Raw genomic sequence first — 17,251 nt, 5'->3', positions numbered from 1 at the left:
CTCCCTTAGGCCGCTGCAATTTGGCAAAGTGTGACTTTGCCTTCATGCATGCCTGTTACCGGGTCATATCCATAGGATGTGACCGTATTGACGCTCTCGCCCAAGACGATGGGGTCGGTGCCCTCGGGGTAGTTGCCCCGTTGGTCTTCGCCCTGGAACCAGCCCGCGAAGTGGAACGGCATGAAGGCCACGCCCTCCGCCACGCGTTCGGTAACCAAGGCCTTGACGCGGGTCTTGCTTTCGTTTTCCGGACCGTAGACCCAGACCCAACCGCCGTCGGAAATGCCCCGGGCCTCTGCGTCCGCCGGGTTGATCTCCACGAACATGTCCTGCTGCAATTCGGCGAGCCAGGGGTTCGACCGGGTTTCTTCACCACCGCCCTCATACTCGACCAGACGGCCGGAGGTCAGAACGATCGGGAAGCTCTCGGACAGATTGCGCTCGACGGCAGAGGCCTGCATCGTGTGGCCGATGTTCGGCACACGGAACTGGCGACCGTCGTCGCGGGTCGGGTAGTCGGCCACGAGATCCGGGCGCGGCGAATAGATCGGCTCGCGGTGCACCGGGATCGGGTCGGGCAGGTTCCACGCCACGGCGCGGGCCTTACCGTTGCCGAAGGGCACGCAGCCGTGCTCGATCGCGACACGCTGGATCCCGCCGGACAGGTCGAGCGACCAACTCACATTGGCCATCGCCTCGGGATCGTTGCCGCCGATGCGCTGGATGGTGGCCAGCTCTTCCGCGGTCAGATCGCTGTCCCAGCCGAGGCTCTGAAGGATACCGTAGGTGAACTGCGGATACCCGTCCTCGATCTCGGAGCCAACCGGATACGACCCCTCCGCCAACAAGGTCTCGCCGTCCCGGTCGAGACCGAAGCGGGGACGGAAGCCACCGCCGCCCTCTTTGACCGGCACGTTCGGGTTGTAGAGGATATGCGTGCCGGGATGCTTGAACTCCGGCGTCCCCCAGCAGGGCCAGGGCAGACCGTAGAAATCGCCGGCCACGTCGCCCGCATCCGCGGGCGCGCGCAGAGTGACCAGGTCGAACTTGTCCTGGTTGGCCATATGCGCCTTGAGCCGTTCGGGGCTCTGCCCGGTGTAGCCGGTGGACCAGCCACCGCGGTTGATCTCGCGCAGGACGGATTCGGCCGTGGGCTCCATCGAGAACTTGCCCTGAACCATCTCGTAGTTCTTGAACATCTCGTCCGCAAAGCCGAGCTTTTCGGCCAGCCGGTAGATCACGGCATAGTCGTTGTCGCTCTCGAAGATGGGCTCGACGACTTTCTCGCCCCATTGCACCGAGCGGTTCGAGGCCGTCCGGCTGCCATCGCATTCGAACTGTGTCGAGATCGGCAACAGGTAGGTGTTGTCGGGACGATCGTGGAGGGCAGCGAATGTCGTGGGATGCGGGTCCGCGACGACCAGCAGATCGAGCGCGTTCATCCCCTTGAGGCTGTCGCCCATCCGCGGCACCGTGTTACCGCCGTGACCGAAGACGATCATCGCCTTGATGTTGTCGCGCTGATCGACGTCCTCCGCGTCAAGGGTGGTCGCATCGAACCAGCGGGTCGACGGGATCCCGGCCATTTCCATGTTCGCCTTGCGATCGCGCGCATCGCGACCGCCTTTGGCCGGCACCTCGTCGAAGCGCGCCTGCAGGTAGTCGTAGTCCACTTCCCAGACACGCGACCAATGGCGCCAGCCGCCCTCGGACAGACCGTAGTAGCAAGGCAGCGACCCGATATCGAGGCCGAAATCCGTGGCACCCTGAACGTTACAGTGGCCGCGGAAGATGTTGGCGCCCGACCCGTTGGAGCCGACATTGCCGGTTGCCAGAAGCAGGTTGCAATAGGTGCGCACGTTGGCCGTGCCGACCGTGTGCTGCGTGCCGCCCATGCACCAGATAAAAGTTGCAGGGCCTTGGGTGGCGAAGGTTTCCGCGACGCGGCGCAGTTCCGCTTCACCGATGCCGGTGATGCGCTCCACCTCTGCGGGCGGGTAGGCTTTGACCGCTTCGCGGATCTGGTCCATGCCCCAGACACGCTGATCGATATACTCCTGGTCCTGCCAGTTGTTCTCGAAAATGTGCCACATGATACCCCAGATCACGGCGATATCGGTGCCCGGACGCATGCGGATGTAATCCGTGGCGTGGGCGGCCGTGCGGGTGAAGCGCGGGTCGATCACGATGACATTAGCGCGGTTGGTCTCCTTGCCCGTCAGGATGTGCTGCAGCGAAACGGGGTGCGCTTCAGCGGCGTTGGAGCCCATGAAGATGATCGTCTTGGAGTTGCGGATGTCATTGTAGCTGTTGGTCATCGCGCCATAGCCCCAGGTGTTCGCAACACCTGCGACCGTGGTCGAGTGACAGATCCGCGCCTGGTGGTCGACGTTGTTGGTCCCCCAAAACGCCGCGAACTTGCGGAAGAGATAAGCGCCCTCGTTGGAGAACTTGGCCGAGCCGAGCAAATAGGCGCTGTCGGCGCCATGTTTCTCGCGGATGTCGAGCATCTTGTCCCCGATCTCGTCGATCGCCTGATCCCAGGAAATCCGGACCCATGCGCCGTTTTCCTTCTTCATCGGATATTTCAGGCGACGGTCACCGTGCACCAACTCGCGCACCGACGCGCCCTTGGCGCAGTGGGTGCCCCGATTGATCGGGCTTTTCCATGCCGGTTCTTGACCGACCCAGACCCCGTTTTGCACTTCGGCGAGCACGGTGCAGCCCACCGAACAGTGGGTACAGATGTTGGTCTTGATCTCAACGGGCTGGCTGAAGTCCGTCATGCCAGCCTCGGCGCGACGCACCGTCGTGGCACCGACCGTCCCCAGCGCCGCAAGGCCACCCACGGCCAGTCCGGAGGATCTCAGGAAGCTGCGGCGGTCCACAGGCTTGGCGGAAACGTTCTGCGCAAAGGCCGCGAGGCCACTACGGCGCGCGTCTGTCGATCTGCGTTTGACCAGCATGGCTTACGACCCCTTGTAATAGCGATTGGTGCGGTAGAAGGCTTTGACGTGCTCGGTTTCCTGGTAGCGCTGTTTGGTGCGCTCGGCTCCGACCTCTTCGGCAAAGGAGGGGCGTGCGCCCCCTGCGATCACACTGGTCGTGGCCGCGGCGGCGACAGCGCCGAAGAACCCGCGCCGTCCGATGCCCCGTTCTCTCTTGGTATTATCAGACATGGTAACCTCCCGTTAGTCGTTCCACAGCACCCGGACTTCGCGTCTGCGGGTGAGCTGCTTATGATTTCGCCACACCTGGCCCCGAGGCACGGTGCGCTTTCGCCTCGAGGGCAAATGCCCGAGTCTCGATATCAGTGAAGATGCGGCCAACCTCGGCAACGCTCCGGTAGAAGCGCGCGCTCGGTGCAACGGCCAGATCATCGAAGAACTGGGCCGCCCAAGGTTCCAGATGCCGCGCAAAGAAACCGGCCTCCCCAGCCGCGCCACAACCCAGCACACTGGCGTCGAAATCACCGGCCGCAAGCCCCGCCATCACTTCTGCAATGCTGGCGATGTGATCTTCCGGCTCGAACCGCCCCTCGACGCGCTCAATACCCATCATGGCAAGATCGCGTCGCAGATCTGCCAACGGTCGTTCGTTCAGGAACCCCGTCAGGTAAAACGAAGCATAGGGCAGCAATTCACCGCGCCCGACACCGACGAACAATTCGAAGAATTCGCGCGCGACATCCTCTGCGTCTGCCGCCCCGGCTGTATCGGCCAGAACACCGTAGGCTTGCCCGAGGGCAGTGTCGTCCCCAGTCAAACCCGCCAGAGCCGACAAAGCATCGCTATCCGGCGGCGCAACCAAAAGCGATGCAATCAGCGACCATTGCTGGGCGCGAAGCACCTCATATTCGGACTTTGCTGGCTTGGCCTGAGCCGTGCTCGCTGTCGACAAGGTCTTTCCCCGCTGTTGGAACTTTTGCCTGGCACCGCTTACGAATGGAACGATTCCACAGTTTCAGGCGTTTAGCAATCTTTTGTAGCACTGCCGTCGCGGTGTCTTTGCACAACTATTCCGGCATGGCGCCTCCATGGCGACGCCGCGGCAACTGAGCCACGCGATCAAAGGCGCGCGGCGCGTCTGGTTTTTCCTTTTGTTCCGGCTCAGATGGCGCGTCCCGCCGCACCGCAACTGGTGATGCTTCGGGCTGATCGGTCTCGGGGGCAGGGTCGGCCTCCTCCCCTGTCGTGTCCTCGGCAATCAACTCTTCCGCATCGTCGGACTGCTCGCCGATGAGCCCCTTGACCATCTTGGCCACGCTTTGCTCGGACAACGCCCCGCCGCCGCCAGGCACGCCGCCGGGCGCATTCCAGTCCCAGGCGTAGTCCACGGCAGGATCGAGGTAATCGCGCACCGCCGGGCTGGCCTGCCACAACTTGCGAAACGCCGCGTTCTTCAGGTGCGCCGGAACGCCCTTGGCCAGAAAGGGCGTCATGTCGAACCCGGCCTCGATCTCGTCCAGCGAGGGCAGCGCCGCGATCAGGTCCGGGTCCTCCTCGACCGCGTCCACGGCGTCGACCGCGGCTGTGTCGGCCACCTCATCGGCAACTTCGGCCTGGCGCTTCGCCTCGAGCTTTCTGCGCGACCAGCGGCTTAGTCTGCTCGCTTCGGGATCCGTCATCCAGCCCCCTTCGGCGGCAAACCCGCCTTGCCCCGTGTCTGCACCCATTTTTCATTGTCCGACAACACCCGTGGCGCGCGCGGGTCATGCTGGGACTTGGCGGGCACGCGCTTGCGCTTGTGGAACTCCTCGTGGACGTGATGGGCCTCGATAAAGGCCTCGATCCTGGCTGCCACCGCACGCGGCATGGCAAGCGCTTCGACGACCCGCTCGGGATCGCTGGCCATCGCTTCGCCCTCATAGGGGTCCGCGGTGACCAGCCGCACCTCATCGCCATCACACGACACCCAGAGCGACGGCCGCATGGCACGCAGGTTGTCGATGTAATGCCTTGTCTCGCCCGAGTGCAGAACGACCGCGTGATCGCCCATGTAATAGGTGCGCACGTCCCCCTGCTCCGACATCAGCGCCCCCGTGTCGAGGGCGGGCAGCTCGGCCATGAGCGCCGAAGGCCGCACCACGCGCTTGGCCCATTTGTTGCCCGGCGGATGCGACACGCCCACCACGGCGACACGGATCACTTCACGCGGCATCAGGCTGTCCCCATCACGGCCGCAAACGCATCCCTGTCGTCGATCAACGGCAGACCCGTCACCAGGTTCTGCGGCTTGAACCGGATCACATTGCTGCCATCCAGCCCCATCAGAAGAAACACCGGTCGCGTCCCGATCTGCGGCAGCACACGATCGGGGGTCTCGAAGGTCAGGGCAAACAGGCCGACGAGCGTGGGAACCGGCGCCTCGCCATTCCAAAGCGCATTGCCCACCTTCGTGCCTGCCTCGTCTAGCCCGACAAACCATTGCAGATCGACATCGTCCGCCGTCTTAAGCGGCACAACACTGACGGCCTTGCCCAGCAGATGGCTCACGAACCGCGCAATCGCGTCGGCCAGACCTGCGCGCGCCTTGGGGTCGGCGCCGAACGGCAGCGCCATCGTATGGGCATCGGACCGGCTCCAATAGGTCCAGGCATTTGCCTCGTTCAGCACATCCAGTGAGTCCACCCCGCCATCCATCATGGCAAAAAGCGGATTGCTGTGTATTTCGCCCTCAAGCTCGGTCACCAATTCATCATCGGCCAGCATCAACCCGCCATCTTGCAGATAGGCGCGCTGCGGACGAAAAAGCATCTCAGCCGCGCGCAGGGTATGTACGTCTTCGCAACCCTCGAGCGCATTGCGCAAGATGAGCTGCACCAACTGGTCGTAGAACAGATGCGGCAGGCGCACGCGCTTGCGCACAAGCTCCAGATAGCCGTCTTCGATCGACCCTGCGGCCAGCAGCGTATCGCGCAGTTTCAGCAGAAAGCCCCAATTCTCCCGGGCATCGGCATCTTGCATATTCGCGCATTCGACGCTCGAAACGGTCGCTTGCGGATGCGCCAGCAGCCGCGAATGGAGCGCGCGCTCGGCAGCACAGGCCTCGGGCGGCGGCACGATCTCGGGACGCGCCAGCCAGGCAAGGATCAACTCGTCCGTCACCTGCATGCGACCCGCCGCGTCAAGCCGCGTCAAATGATGACCGGAAGCGACCCAGAACTCCTTCATGTAATTCCCTTTTCTTCGGCAAAAGCGGCAAGGTCGAACGCTTCGTCCTCGTCGGTTTCGACCATGTGGAACGCCTTGTCATGGCCCCCCAGATAGCTGGCGGAAAAGGCCGTCGTCTCGCGCGGCTTCAGAGTGCGGAACTGCTCGCGGATCCCGCGTTCATCGGCGCTGCGATGAAGCGCGATCAGCGTCCCCTCACCGTGACCACGGCACAAATCCTCCGCGAGGCTCACCTCTTCATCGGCGGCGGGCGTGGCCGCGGCCAGGCTCGGGGCGCCCAGCTGTTCCACGAACTGCCGGGCCAGTGTCGCAACCATGTCGTCACGGTCTTCTTGGCGGGCCAGGGTGACCGTGACCAGCGTCGACCAGCCAAAGCTCTCGACCCCCAGGAAACCGGACCGAAAGGCGATCTGTTCCTTGCGGCTCAAACTCTCGGGATCGCGGCCGGCAAACAGAAATGTGCCCGTGACGGCCCACTCACCGGGACTGGCCGCGGGCGCAAAGATCACGGTGTCGGAGCGATCAAGCTGGATGGTGCGCGGCAGGCGGATCACAGCTTCGGCCCCGTCTCGTCGCGCCATGGGGCGACGGCAAGCGCATCTTTCAACGCCGCCAAACCCTCCGCCGTTTGCAAATCGCCCTTGGCGGTCAACTTGCCCTCTGACGGCAACCTGCCGACATAGCGCGCGGCAACGGCATCGAAGCCTTCATGCGTCAGCCGGTCGAAATTCAGCATCAGGTAAGCGGCAAAACTCTCCAGCACGGCAGGCGGGTCCAGGAATTCTTCCTCTTTCAGGGACAGAGATTCCGGCTTGCTGCCCGGTGCCGTCAGATGATCGCGGTCTGCGATCAATTCGACCCCCAGAACCATCCAGTCCGGCACCGCCTCCTCGGCCGTGTCCGGCGCCACGCTCAGGCGCATGCCGCCCAGACGGCCACCATCCAGACGCAGCTCTCCGGGCCAGCCGAATTCCACGGCGCGCTCGGGCGGGCAATGCGCCGCCAGCGCTTCGCCCAAGGCCACCATACCCAGCACGAAGGCCTTGCGGGCTTCGGCCAAGGGGGTTTCCGGCTCCAGCACAACTGCAAAATCAAAACGCCCCGGCCCATGTCCACCAGCGCTTGCATGCCAGACAAGCGTTCCGGCCCCATGGTCGGGGGCCAAGTGACAGGCGTGCGCCAAGGCGTCACCCTTTGCCAGCCAATACGCCGTGTAGGGCGGCGGCAGCACAAGGGCACGCGGCGCAGAATGATCGTCGAGCACGGCGGCTTGTCCTTGCAACATCAGGTGTTTCAATTGAGTGTAACGCACTTGTTGCCTACTACAAGACTGCACGAGCCATTGGGGGCTGTTCCAAGACATCTCGATCGGACCAGGAAACACATGACCAAAGCCACCGCAAACCGGACCATCCTGACTTGCACCTGCGAAAACACCATGTCGCCCGACGAGGGAGCCTTGGCCAAGGCAGGCTGTGCCGCGGGCGGTTCGGTCAACCAGCTTTGCCGCGCGAACCTCGATAATTTCCGCGCGGCCTTGGCCAAGGGGTTGCCCGTGACGGTGGCCTGCACGCAAGAAGCCCCGCTGTTTTCGGAAGTCGCTGCAGACGAGGCACCCGATCTGGCCCTGTCCTTTGCGAACATCCGCGAAACCGCGGGCTGGACCGCCCAGGCGGCAACCAGCGGCCCGAAAATGGCCGCCATGATCGCAGCCGCGGCCGTTGCCCCGGCCCCCTTCGGCGTCACTACGCTGGACAGCACTGGCGTGACCTTGATCCTAGGCCGCGACGAGGTCGCGATCGAGGCGGCAGACGCTCTGTCCGAACATCTCGACATCACGGTCCTGATGCAGCCCGGTTCACAGATCACCCCGCCCATGCAAACCCGTTTCCCGGTTCTGCAAGGACGCATCCGGACCGCCCTGGGTCATCTGGGGGCATTCACACTCACTGTCGATGAGTATGCGGCCCCTTCGCCCTCGTCGCGCGAAGTGCTGAAGTTCGAGGCCGCGCGGGACGGCGCCGTGTCACGGGCGGATCTAGTGGTCGATCTGACCGGCACCCAGCCGCTTTTCGCGGCACATGACCTACGACCGGGGTATCTTCGCGCCGATCCGAAGAACTCCAGGGCCGTCGCGGACCTCATCGCGAAGGCGGGGCAGATGGTGGGGACCTTCGACAAGCCGGTATATATCGACTTTCTGGCCGATCTTTGCGCCCATTCGCGCAACGGGATCACCGGCTGCACGAGGTGCCTGTCCCTCTGCCCGACCGGCGCGATCACCCCAAATGGCGACAGCGTCCAGATCGATCCCGCCATCTGTGCCGGTTGCGGCCAGTGCGCGGCGGCCTGCCCGACGGGGGCGGCCGCATATGCCCTGCCCGATGTGGCAACGGTGGCCGCACGTCTGCGCGCGGCCCTGAAGGCGTGGCACGATGCGGGCGGGACGACGGCACCGGTTATCTTGCTGCACGACGCGGATCACGGGGAGCCGTTGATCAACGCGTCGGGCCGCTATGGCAACGGCCTGCCCGCCCATGTCATCCCTCTCGGGCTGAACGAGATCACGCAGGCCGGGCCCGAAGTTCTGGCTGCCGCTTTCGCCTATGGCGCGGGTGCCGTCGCGCTTTTGGGGCGCGCCAAACCCCTCCATGATGTCGACGGATTGCGGGCGGGGATCGAGCTTGTCACGGGCGTGGCGGAGGCGATGGGCCATGGTCCCGTAACCCTGATCGAAACGGACGATCCGGACGCCTTGGAAGCGGCGTTGGACGTCCTGCCCAAGAGCGCCGTTCATGCGGCCCCTTCCAGCTTTCTGCCGCCCGCGGACAAACGCGGTCTTCTGGTCATGGCATTTGCCGAAATGAACCGCGCCGCGCCAAAGCCCGCGCAAACCCTGCCTTTGCCGCAAGGCGCGCCCTTCGGCAGCGTGACCGTCGATCCCGAGGCCTGCACGCTGTGCCAGGCCTGCACCGGTGTCTGCCCAACAGGCGCATTGCTCGACAACCCGGAAACGCCAATGCTGCGCTTTACCGAAAGCGCTTGTGTGCAATGCGGGCTCTGCGCCGCGACCTGCCCCGAAACCGCCATTACCCTGACACCGCAGTTGGATTTCGCCGCCTGGGACACGCCGCGCCGGATCCTGCACGAAGAGCCGCCCTTTTGCTGCACGGTCTGCGGCGAGGCCTTCGCGACGCGCTCGGGAATCGACCGGGTCAAATCGCGCCTGGTCGATCATTGGATGTTCCAGGGCGAGACCGGCGCCGCGCGACTCAAGGTTCTGTCGATGTGCGAAGACTGCCGGGTCCAGGAAATCGTCAACCAGGGCTTCGACCCCCATGGCGAGACGATACGCAAAGTCAGAACGCAAGCCGATTACGGTGACGGTTACGAGGACAGCTAACTGAGTGGCGCGATCAGCGGCCCCCCGGTATTGATGTATACGCCTCCTGTAGGCGCACTGCTTTTTTCTTCGAAGCGCTCCTCTTGCATGGTGCCACTGCTCCGGTTGGAAAACGGGGAGCCAGGAGTAGCGTCAGGACCCATTGTTCAGCGGCAGCACTTGTGGTTCAAGGGCGAGCAACGAGCGGTGGAATGGAAGGTTAGGGCCTAATCAATCGGTCCTACCCCTAGGAAGCGACAGCTCCGTTCAGCGGCAGACCATCCTGCAGGAACAGAACGCCACCTCGACAGGATTCTGTCGCGGGGCCGAGGCGCGCTTCTGGACGCGGGCTGATCGAACCCGCCGAAGAAATCCTGCACCACCACGCCCGGCGCACCATCGAGCACGTCCGACAAGGTGACGGTCGCCTTGTCGCGGTAAGTCTCTGCGCGCAGCAGGTCCGTGCCGCCCGGGGTGTCGCGCTGCCGCTCTTCGGCGGTGGCCAGAGCGCCACTGGTGCCGTCGATGACGATCGGTTCCAGTTCGATGGTGGTGCCCGGGGTGGCGGATTGGCCGAGGGCGAGGGTTGGCATCAGCGCCTCGACAACCGTCGCGGTCAGGGGTCGTAGAAGCAGCATCTTTTCCAGTCTTTCGGTTGGAGTTGCGGCTGCCGGTCAGGTGGCGCGATGAGGAATCCTATTCCGCCGCCTCGGGGAACCGGACGGGTGCGGCGGGCAGGTGAGGTTTCGACGCGGCCCGGTCCGGCGGACCTTCCGGCAGGGCGACGCGGGACAGGGCGGGCCAGTAGGCTATCGCCCACAGCAGGAAGGCAGCCGTCCAGGTCCCGGAGGCAAGCGCGGGCGCAGGAAGGGGCAGGGACAGGCCGAGATCAGGCGCCACACGGAGCATGACGGATGCGACCAGCATCCCGGCGCCGAGCCGGGCAGCGCGCGACAGGCCGAGCGGCCGGCCCGTGTGCAGAAGGCCCGCGATGCAGTAGACCGCATAGACGCCAAGCCCGAGACCGCCCATGAAGGCGATGTGCAACCCCGTGACCTCCGGCCAGGGTGCCCCGAGACGCGCAGCCCCCGCGAGGATGAGGCCGAGTCCCGCCAGCGCGCTGGAGCCTGCAAGCAAGAGAATCTCGGCCATGGCAATCTCGCGCCCGATGAAAGCTTCGCCGACGCGGTCCATGAACGCTGCCCCGGCGGCGACCAATAGCCAGGCGGAGACTGCGGGACTGACACCGAGCAGGTCGCCCGCCATCACCACGAGGACTAGGCCGGGCGCAAGATGCAATCGACCGGGATGGGGCCGGAAGGGCGAGGTTCGCTCGGTCGGATCGAGCACGAGGTTCGTCACTGGCGCGGTAATCCGCGACAAGGCGAGGCCCAGAAGCCCCAGAAGGGCGAACCCGGCGAGGTGAATGCTCTGGGTTGCCAGAGTGAGATTTCCGGTGGCAAAGCCGAAGTGGCCCACGGCCGTACAGACCGTGAGGATCGCCAGCCAGGCGATGAAGGCGACCAGCCGGTCGGTGCGTCGGCGGATCGACAGGACCCCCAGCCAAACGGTCAGCGCGCACATCCAGCCGAGATCCGCCAGTGCGCCGACGGCCCCGAACGCATCCCAGCCGAAAAGTCCAACGGTGCGCCCGACCGCCCAGAGCCCCGCCAGCGCCCAGAGCGGGCGACCCCGTGGCGGCTCGGTATCGGTCCATTTCGGCGCGGCGGTGGTGACGAAGCCGATCAATGCGGCGCCGAACGCCCCGATCAGCATTTCATGGGCGTGCCAGAGGGCCGGGGGCACGTCCTGCGCCATCGGCAGATCCAATCCCCATGCGAGGACCCAGAGCGCGGGGAACTGCGCCGCGTAGAGCGCCCCCAGCAGAAAGAACAGGCGAAACCCCTCATCGCCGAGGGTGGCGAGCGGACCCCGGGGCAGGGGTCGGCTGCGCCCGGTGGCGGGGCCGCAACTCATGCGACCTGCCTTTCATCGACATCGTGGATGTGTCGGAAGATCGGATCCGTGTGGGTGGCTGTCTGGACCCAGTCGAAGACCGCGTCGTCGCTCCGGTCGCACGGGTTTCCGATAAGGGGCCGGTGGCCGAGGATCCCGCGCCCATGTGTATCCAACACGGCGATGCGATGGGCGATCCGGGCAGCTTCGGACAGGTCATGGGTGATGAACAGACCCGACAGGTGGCCTCCGGCGCAGGTCGCGATGACCAGATCCTGCATGCGGCGCCTCAGTGCCACGTCGAGCGCGGTGAAGGGTTCGTCGAAATAGATGAAATCGGGCCGGATAGCGAGGGCGCGGGCGATGGCCACACGCTGCCGCATGCCGCCGGACAACTCCACCGGGTATTTGTTCAGGTCCTCCGCCAGGAGCGCGACCTGCGCGGCGGCCTGCGCGATGCGCGTCGGGCGCGCAGCACGTGGTACCCGCGCCATCCGCAGCACGTAGTCGATGTTGCCCGCCGCCGTGGCCCAGGGAATCAGGGCGGGGTCCTGAAAGATCATCGCATGGCGCGTGTAACCGTGGGAGATCCGACCGGCCCTGGCCTCGATCAACCCGGCGGCGATATGGGCGAGGGTGGATTTGCCACAGCCGGAGGGTCCGACGAGAGCGACGATCTCGCCTTGAGCCACGCTCAGGTCGATCGTGTCGAGTACGGTACGGCCCAGAAAGGCGTGGCCAATGCCCGAGAGCTGCAGGGTGGTCATCGCTTCACTCCCCAGGGTTGGGCTGCGTGCCGCCAGCGGTCGATCTCGGCTTTGACGGGTTGGACCAGCGTGTATTCCACCACGATCAGCAGAGCGACGGCGATCAACACCCAGGCGAGGGCCAGTCCGATATCGAGGTTGATGCGGGCATCCGCGAGGGCCCCACCGATGCCACCCGCATTGGCCAGCAATTCGGCCATCACCGCCACCTTGAAGGCGGTGCCGAGGGCGAGGGCGAGGGCGGGAAAAAGGGTTGTGGTGGTCTGCCGCAGGCCGATGGTCATGAACCGCCGCACCGGCCCGGCGCCGAAGACCGAGGCCATTCGGTCGAGCAGCCGATCCCGGGTCGTGATACCCCGCGCCGCACCCATGAAGACCACCGGCAGGGCGGAGATCAGGATTACCGTGCGCACCGTCGCGTCGGAGCCACCGAACCAGATCATCGCCAGCACGATCCAGGCAATCGGCGGCACACCGAGCAGGACCGTGACAAGGGGTGTGACCAAACGCAGGACCGCCGGGAAATAGCCCGCTGCCACGCCGAGCGCGGTGCCGACCGCGGCGACCAGAAAGAAGCCGCTGACAGCCCGCTGGAGCGTCAGGGCGGCGATTTTCCAGGCTGCGGGGTCGCCCGCGAGGGATGCGACCGTCTGCATGGTGTCGAGCGGTGATGTCAGAATGAAAGGCCCGTAGGCCTCATGCCCGGCTTGCCAGACCGCAAAGAGCAGAGCCAGGGCCGCCAGCCCGGCCCAGCCCGACCACAGAAAGGCCCCGACGCGACCGACGCGCGTCACCAAGGAAATCAGGAGGAGATGAGACATGACCGGGCCTGCCTGAGAAGAGGGGGCGGGACGACTGGGGGCCGTCCCGCGCGAGAGGTTACAGATAGAAGGCGTCGTCCGGCATCGCACCGCCGATGCGAGCGAGATCCGGGCCCGCCATTGCCGCCAGCAGGCGTTCGATGTCGGCCCGCGCTTCGTTGGCCGGACGGGCGACCAGGTTCGAATTGGGGATCGAGGCCGCCAGAAGCGGTGCGGGCAGGCCGAGCGCCTCGGTGGCATGGGCCGCGGCTGCCTCGGGGTTGGCCAGAACGTCGGCGGTCGCCTGTTCAAGCGCAGCCAGAAGGGCGGGAACCGCGTCACCGTAAGTGTCGAGGAAGGTTGGCGTCAGTGCCAGCCCCGCCTGCGGCAGCACCGGCGCGGCCCCGGTCATCTCGCCCCAGACGGCCTGCAGGTTGATCGCGCGACGGATCTGCTTGCCCGCCTCGCGCCCGCGCAGCACCGCCGCGGTGGTCGAGGGCTCGGCGGTAAGGGCGGCATCGACCTGGCCCGCCAGCATCAATTGCATGGCTTCGGTGGGCGTGCCCGCATAGGTGATTTTCAGATCTTCGGCACGCATCCCATGATGGTCGAGGAGTTGGCTGAAAATGATCTCCGGGGTATCGCCGCGGAACGGCACCGCGATGTGACGACCCGCGAGATCGGGGATCGTCGCGATCCCTGTTTCCTCGGCGATGATGTAGAGCAGGCCATTGGTCATCGCGTTTTCCAGCCTGATCGGGAAGCCGCGATTGTAGAGGTTCGCGGCCGCTTGAATCGGCACCACGGACACAAGGATTTCGCCCGAAGTCAGCCCCGCCCGTAACTCGTCGGGGCTGCGCCATGGGGTAAAGAGCGTCTCCTCGGCGATGTCGGACAGCATTCCGGTCTTGACCGCATGGGCCAAGGTGATCGAGGGGCCGGCCGGCGGCCCGTAGAGCGCCAGCCGTGGGATCGGCTGTGCCGCGGCGCTGCGGGGCAGGGCGAGGGCGCCAGCGGCCGTGCCCAGCAGGGCGAGAGTGGATCGGCGGGAAAGAAAAGTCATTGCAAGTGCTCCTGAAGGCCTGAAACCGAGGTTTCGGTGTCGACATAGGTGGAACAGGCGCCGCGCCGGGCCTTGGCAGCTGAGAGGGAGGGCGGGATGGCGCGTGACCGGACCTCTGCGGCGAGGATGGCGGGCGCCGGTCTCAGTGCCAGAGCGAAGGGGTGGTCCATGGAGAGTCTCCAGATTGGCGAGCGCCACAGGGGCGCGGGGATCTGGCTGGGGCTGCGAAGGCGCCTGGCTCTCGAAGGTCTCGGCCCCCATTCGGGCGGCTGAGGATATAGAAGCTTGCGGCAAGTAAGCAGATTGCCTGGAGCGCGAGGACCAGCCCCGGCACACCCGCGAGCAGGCTGACGATCAGCGCCGCGCCCATCATCAGATGGGCGACAGCCTTGCCGCGCGGCGCGATGGCGCCATGGGCGCGCCAATCGGCGATCGCGGGGCCGAACACACGGTGCCGCTCCAGCCGCTGCGCAAGGTGCGGTGATCCCCGTCCCAGACAGACAGCGCCCAGGATGACGAAGGGCGTGGTCGGCAGGACTGGCAAGACCGCGCCCACCGACCCGACCATTACGGCGATGACACCCGCCGCGACCCACAGGGGCTGGCGCGCGGTCGCAAGGGCAAGTCGGGTCCGTATCATGATCGTTCGCGCGCCGCTTGTTCAGTTGATATCTGTTACATCGATTAAAGGGGGCCGCTTGGGTGATCCTTAATCCTGATAAATTCACTCAGGTTTTGTTATGACCGGTGTTGGGGCAACAATCGAGCAACGGGCCCGCCCAATCGAAATCCGGTAGCTGTCGCATGTCCGAGGCAGACGGCGCGTCCTCAAGAGCGCGGTCAGGTTCTGCAGAGGCACGTCGCCGAGGCCCGTTGTCCCGCGAAGTCTCCCAAGTGGCGAGGCGATCGCGATGGACGCCCCGTCCCGGGCGAAGGAAACGCTACCCGATTAGCTTTGCAGACGCTGTTGCACGGCGGCAGGTACCGCCAGGCCGTGGGACGCGCTGGCGCGCCGGTGCTGATTAAAAAGGCGCGGCAGGCGGATGCGGGGTCTCCACGCCGCATCGCAAAGCCGACCCACAGTCAGAAGTGAGCCCGCAAAATGGCGGTCAGGTGGTCTTGAACAGTGGTAATGTCGACGTGATCGGTATCAATGTGTGGCCACTGAGACCTACGCCTCGATCAAGCGCAGGGTGGGCACGATTACCAATGCGAGCACCAAGACCATGTCTGGGGCCGGAGTCGCGACAGCGCTGGTCAAAAACGGCAACATTATGACGCCGACGGTCAGTGGCACCACTGCAGTCAATGGCGGCACAGTCGTGGTCGATAGAGGGGCGCTTACAGGTGAGCCCATGTGGCGGGCGGCACGCTCGATCTGGACGACGGCATTTTAGCTGTGATCGAGGTCACAGCGGCAGCTTTGACATGGATGGTAGCAGCGGCGGCACCGTGACCAAGTCCGACGGCACCACGTTCCTGCGCGTGTCCGGAGGCGCGACCGTCGCAGCAGGGTGCGACCAAGATGGATCTAGCTCAGCGAGGCAAAGGCGCTCATCAACACAGTCGCAACCAGAAGCCCAAGGACTTACACGGCAAGCACAGTGGGTAACCCGATCACCATGGCTTGACCGACGACCCTGCCCCCCCGTCGTATGTCATTCGCCGATCAGGCCCTCCGCGGCCGCAAGATTAGACCGGCGCGGGGCGGGAAAAGGCCTATTTGCAGCGCCATAGCCCCTGCAATAGGCGGCCATACTTGAAACAATCCATAAAATCCGGTAGGATTTTTATATTTATTCGAGTTCGATTTTGACAGCACAATTTTTCAGGGGGCCCCATGCGCGTTTTCGCAGTGATTTCCGCGCTCTGCATTTCAATCGTTACGAGCAGTTTCGATGCGCAGGCGTTCAACAAGTCCCGCATCAAAGGCACGATTTTCGTCCGCAATGCGGCCGGAGAGACGATTCCCATTCCCTGGCAAGACGCGGAGGAGTTGCGCCGAATCATCAATTTCGAGGGTCGGCATTTCGACCTCGATACGCGACTCTACATGGTGGATTTGGACCACAAGAAGATCGAGAAGATGGAGGAGGAATTCTTCGATTTCTCCACCATGCTGCTGGACGACATCTATGCTCCCGCGAAAGTCTACCTGAAGGTTTTCCATGAAGGCTACTTTCTGGAAACGCCAATTTATGACTTCCATCGCCATGACGGCGATTGGCCTGTTGGCACGCTGTATATCGAGCGGCGGTATTTCAATGATGGGGAGCGGCGGCAGGAAGTTCTCGACTTTCTGGATCGCGACAAGTTCACGGAATCCGAGGCCAGTGACACGCTGAATGTGCTCGGCAGCCTATTGGCGGATCGAGCCGACCCGGAGGACTTCCAGCTTCTGGTGCAGATGGTGTCCAAGCTGATCCGGGACAACGGGCGTTTGCCGCCGGACCTGGTGGGTGACCTGCAACGTCTGGCGGCGACGCGCATGGTCGGCGGGCGCGGCTTCACCCGGTTTGCCGAGCTGGAGACAGCGGCGCGGTTCGATGTGCTCTTCGGACTGGGATTCTGGCTAACGCGGGCCCCGGAACCGAAGCAACCGGTTCTGCCCAATCTGACCTATTATCAGCTAGCACAGCAGTTCTTCGACGCCACGGTCGAACTGGCGTTTTCCCATGCTGCCGAGCTGGACCGTTTCGCCGTGGCCAGTGCATTTCAGGAATACTACAAGCTGGAGTGCGCGCTGGGTCTGCCCGAGGATTGCTTTACCGTGATCGGGGATTTCATCGCGCTTCTGGAAGAGTTCGAGAGCCAGGGCATGTCCTTTCCGAACCGGCGCAAGAAGACCTTCCTGGCCGATTACAGGGTCAAGGTCGAAGACCTGTCGGAATATGGGACCGGGCGGGACATCACCGATGGCGCCTTTGTCGCCCGCATGGCCGCGAATACGGAGATGCGCGCTTATTGGCAGGGCTTTTTCGATGCCGCGCGCTCGGGGCCGATGGAGCCGGTCGTGAGCGCCTCTCCGGGGCTGTCGCGCACTGTACGTCTGGCCGAGGACATTCTCAACCAGCCGGTCGTCACCAATTGAACACAGGGAAGGATAGCCC

The 17,251-nt window shown here is 64.5% G+C and carries 16 protein-coding genes; 2 read left to right on the top strand and 14 right to left on the bottom strand.

The window, feature by feature from the left end:
- Positions 1 to 5: 5 nt before the first annotated feature.
- The 8 genes from PVW48_RS11885 to PVW48_RS11850 all read right to left on the bottom strand — a co-directional run bounded on the left by PVW48_RS11885 (position 6) and on the right by PVW48_RS11850 (position 7,458).
- Complete coding sequence (locus PVW48_RS11885) at positions 6 to 2,966, bottom strand: formate dehydrogenase subunit alpha (RefSeq protein WP_012177182.1); 2,961 nt, start codon at positions 2,964 to 2,966, stop codon at positions 6 to 8.
- Positions 2,967 to 2,969: 3 nt separating this feature from the next.
- Complete coding sequence (locus PVW48_RS11880) at positions 2,970 to 3,179, bottom strand: hypothetical protein (protein ID WP_274581496.1); 210 nt, start codon at positions 3,177 to 3,179, stop codon at positions 2,970 to 2,972.
- 58 nt (positions 3,180 to 3,237) lie between these two features.
- Positions 3,238 to 3,900: a TorD/DmsD family molecular chaperone gene (locus PVW48_RS11875; protein WP_274581495.1), complete on the bottom strand. Its 663-nt coding sequence runs from the start codon at positions 3,898 to 3,900 to the stop codon at positions 3,238 to 3,240.
- Positions 3,901 to 4,015: 115 nt separating this feature from the next.
- A complete protein-coding gene (locus PVW48_RS11870) occupies positions 4,016 to 4,627 on the bottom strand; it encodes a DUF3306 domain-containing protein (protein WP_274581494.1) in 612 nt (203 codons plus the stop codon).
- Positions 4,624 to 5,160 (bottom strand): DUF3305 domain-containing protein, encoded by a 537-nt coding sequence (locus PVW48_RS11865; protein ID WP_274581493.1) that lies wholly within the window; start codon positions 5,158 to 5,160, stop codon positions 4,624 to 4,626. Before PVW48_RS11865 ends, PVW48_RS11870 begins: the two co-directional genes overlap by 4 nt.
- The gene (locus PVW48_RS11860; RefSeq protein WP_274581492.1) at positions 5,160 to 6,173 is read right to left on the bottom strand and encodes a DUF6352 family protein; all 1,014 of its coding nucleotides are present in this window, start codon (positions 6,171 to 6,173) and stop codon (positions 5,160 to 5,162) included. The genes PVW48_RS11865 and PVW48_RS11860 overlap by 1 nt, the downstream gene beginning before the upstream one ends.
- Positions 6,170 to 6,727 (bottom strand): DUF6505 family protein, encoded by a 558-nt coding sequence (locus PVW48_RS11855; protein WP_274581491.1) that lies wholly within the window; start codon positions 6,725 to 6,727, stop codon positions 6,170 to 6,172. Before PVW48_RS11855 ends, PVW48_RS11860 begins: the two co-directional genes overlap by 4 nt.
- Positions 6,724 to 7,458, bottom strand: coding sequence for a biotin/lipoate--protein ligase family protein (locus tag PVW48_RS11850; protein WP_274581490.1), 735 nt, complete (start codon positions 7,456 to 7,458; stop codon positions 6,724 to 6,726). Before PVW48_RS11850 ends, PVW48_RS11855 begins: the two co-directional genes overlap by 4 nt.
- Positions 7,459 to 7,557: 99 nt before the next feature.
- Between PVW48_RS11850 and PVW48_RS11845 the strand changes: the two genes are divergently transcribed.
- Positions 7,558 to 9,576: a 4Fe-4S dicluster domain-containing protein gene (locus PVW48_RS11845; protein ID WP_274581489.1), complete on the top strand. Its 2,019-nt coding sequence runs from the start codon at positions 7,558 to 7,560 to the stop codon at positions 9,574 to 9,576.
- Between the two features lie 206 nt (positions 9,577 to 9,782).
- Here PVW48_RS11845 and PVW48_RS11840 read toward each other — a convergent pair whose 3' ends face one another.
- The 6 genes from PVW48_RS11840 to PVW48_RS11815 all read right to left on the bottom strand — a co-directional run bounded on the left by PVW48_RS11840 (position 9,783) and on the right by PVW48_RS11815 (position 14,781).
- Positions 9,783 to 10,193 (bottom strand): hypothetical protein, encoded by a 411-nt coding sequence (locus PVW48_RS11840; protein ID WP_012177173.1) that lies wholly within the window; start codon positions 10,191 to 10,193, stop codon positions 9,783 to 9,785.
- 58 nt (positions 10,194 to 10,251) lie between these two features.
- Positions 10,252 to 11,532 carry an NnrS family protein gene (locus PVW48_RS11835; RefSeq protein ID WP_274581488.1) on the bottom strand — a complete coding sequence of 427 codons (1,281 nt, stop codon included), beginning with the start codon at positions 11,530 to 11,532 and terminating at the stop codon, positions 10,252 to 10,254.
- Entirely contained in the window at positions 11,529 to 12,278 is a 750-nt protein-coding gene (locus tag PVW48_RS11830; protein WP_012177171.1) for an ABC transporter ATP-binding protein, read from the bottom strand. Before PVW48_RS11830 ends, PVW48_RS11835 begins: the two co-directional genes overlap by 4 nt.
- Positions 12,275 to 13,099: an ABC transporter permease gene (locus PVW48_RS11825; RefSeq protein ID WP_012177170.1), complete on the bottom strand. Its 825-nt coding sequence runs from the start codon at positions 13,097 to 13,099 to the stop codon at positions 12,275 to 12,277. Before PVW48_RS11825 ends, PVW48_RS11830 begins: the two co-directional genes overlap by 4 nt.
- A gap of 58 nt (positions 13,100 to 13,157) precedes the next feature.
- On the bottom strand, positions 13,158 to 14,141 hold the full coding sequence (locus tag PVW48_RS11820; protein WP_274581487.1) for an ABC transporter substrate-binding protein: 984 nt from the start codon (positions 14,139 to 14,141) through the stop codon (positions 13,158 to 13,160).
- Positions 14,142 to 14,283: 142 nt separating this feature from the next.
- Positions 14,284 to 14,781: a YbaN family protein gene (locus PVW48_RS11815; protein ID WP_274581486.1), complete on the bottom strand. Its 498-nt coding sequence runs from the start codon at positions 14,779 to 14,781 to the stop codon at positions 14,284 to 14,286.
- Between the two features lie 1,200 nt (positions 14,782 to 15,981).
- On the opposite strand from PVW48_RS11815, the gene PVW48_RS11810 reads away from it, so the two are divergent.
- Positions 15,982 to 17,232 (top strand): hypothetical protein, encoded by a 1,251-nt coding sequence (locus tag PVW48_RS11810; protein ID WP_274581485.1) that lies wholly within the window; start codon positions 15,982 to 15,984, stop codon positions 17,230 to 17,232.
- The last annotated feature ends 19 nt before the right edge of the window (positions 17,233 to 17,251 follow it).

Source organism: Dinoroseobacter sp. PD6, assembly GCF_028807315.1.
GTDB classification, from domain to species: domain Bacteria; phylum Pseudomonadota; class Alphaproteobacteria; order Rhodobacterales; family Rhodobacteraceae; genus Dinoroseobacter; species Dinoroseobacter shibae.
Note: the sequence above shows the minus strand (reverse complement) of the source record. Positions and strands in the feature narration are given on the sequence as shown.

Coding starts and splice junctions, on each gene's coding strand:
- PVW48_RS11885 (WP_012177182.1), bottom strand. CDS start 2,966: ATGCTGGTCAAACGCAGATCGACAGACGCGCGCCGTAGTGGCCTCGCG.
- PVW48_RS11880 (WP_274581496.1), bottom strand. CDS start 3,179: ATGTCTGATAATACCAAGAGAGAACGGGGCATCGGACGGCGCGGGTTC.
- PVW48_RS11870 (WP_274581494.1), bottom strand. CDS start 4,627: ATGACGGATCCCGAAGCGAGCAGACTAAGCCGCTGGTCGCGCAGAAAG.
- PVW48_RS11865 (WP_274581493.1), bottom strand. CDS start 5,160: ATGCCGCGTGAAGTGATCCGTGTCGCCGTGGTGGGCGTGTCGCATCCG.
- PVW48_RS11860 (WP_274581492.1), bottom strand. CDS start 6,173: ATGAAGGAGTTCTGGGTCGCTTCCGGTCATCATTTGACGCGGCTTGAC.
- PVW48_RS11850 (WP_274581490.1), bottom strand. CDS start 7,458: ATGTTGCAAGGACAAGCCGCCGTGCTCGACGATCATTCTGCGCCGCGT.
- PVW48_RS11845 (WP_274581489.1), top strand. CDS start 7,558: ATGACCAAAGCCACCGCAAACCGGACCATCCTGACTTGCACCTGCGAA.
- PVW48_RS11840 (WP_012177173.1), bottom strand. CDS start 10,193: ATGCTGCTTCTACGACCCCTGACCGCGACGGTTGTCGAGGCGCTGATG.
- PVW48_RS11835 (WP_274581488.1), bottom strand. CDS start 11,532: ATGAGTTGCGGCCCCGCCACCGGGCGCAGCCGACCCCTGCCCCGGGGT.
- PVW48_RS11830 (WP_012177171.1), bottom strand. CDS start 12,278: ATGACCACCCTGCAGCTCTCGGGCATTGGCCACGCCTTTCTGGGCCGT.
- PVW48_RS11825 (WP_012177170.1), bottom strand. CDS start 13,099: ATGTCTCATCTCCTCCTGATTTCCTTGGTGACGCGCGTCGGTCGCGTC.
- PVW48_RS11820 (WP_274581487.1), bottom strand. CDS start 14,141: ATGACTTTTCTTTCCCGCCGATCCACTCTCGCCCTGCTGGGCACGGCC.
- PVW48_RS11815 (WP_274581486.1), bottom strand. CDS start 14,781: ATGATACGGACCCGACTTGCCCTTGCGACCGCGCGCCAGCCCCTGTGG.
- PVW48_RS11810 (WP_274581485.1), top strand. CDS start 15,982: ATGCGCGTTTTCGCAGTGATTTCCGCGCTCTGCATTTCAATCGTTACG.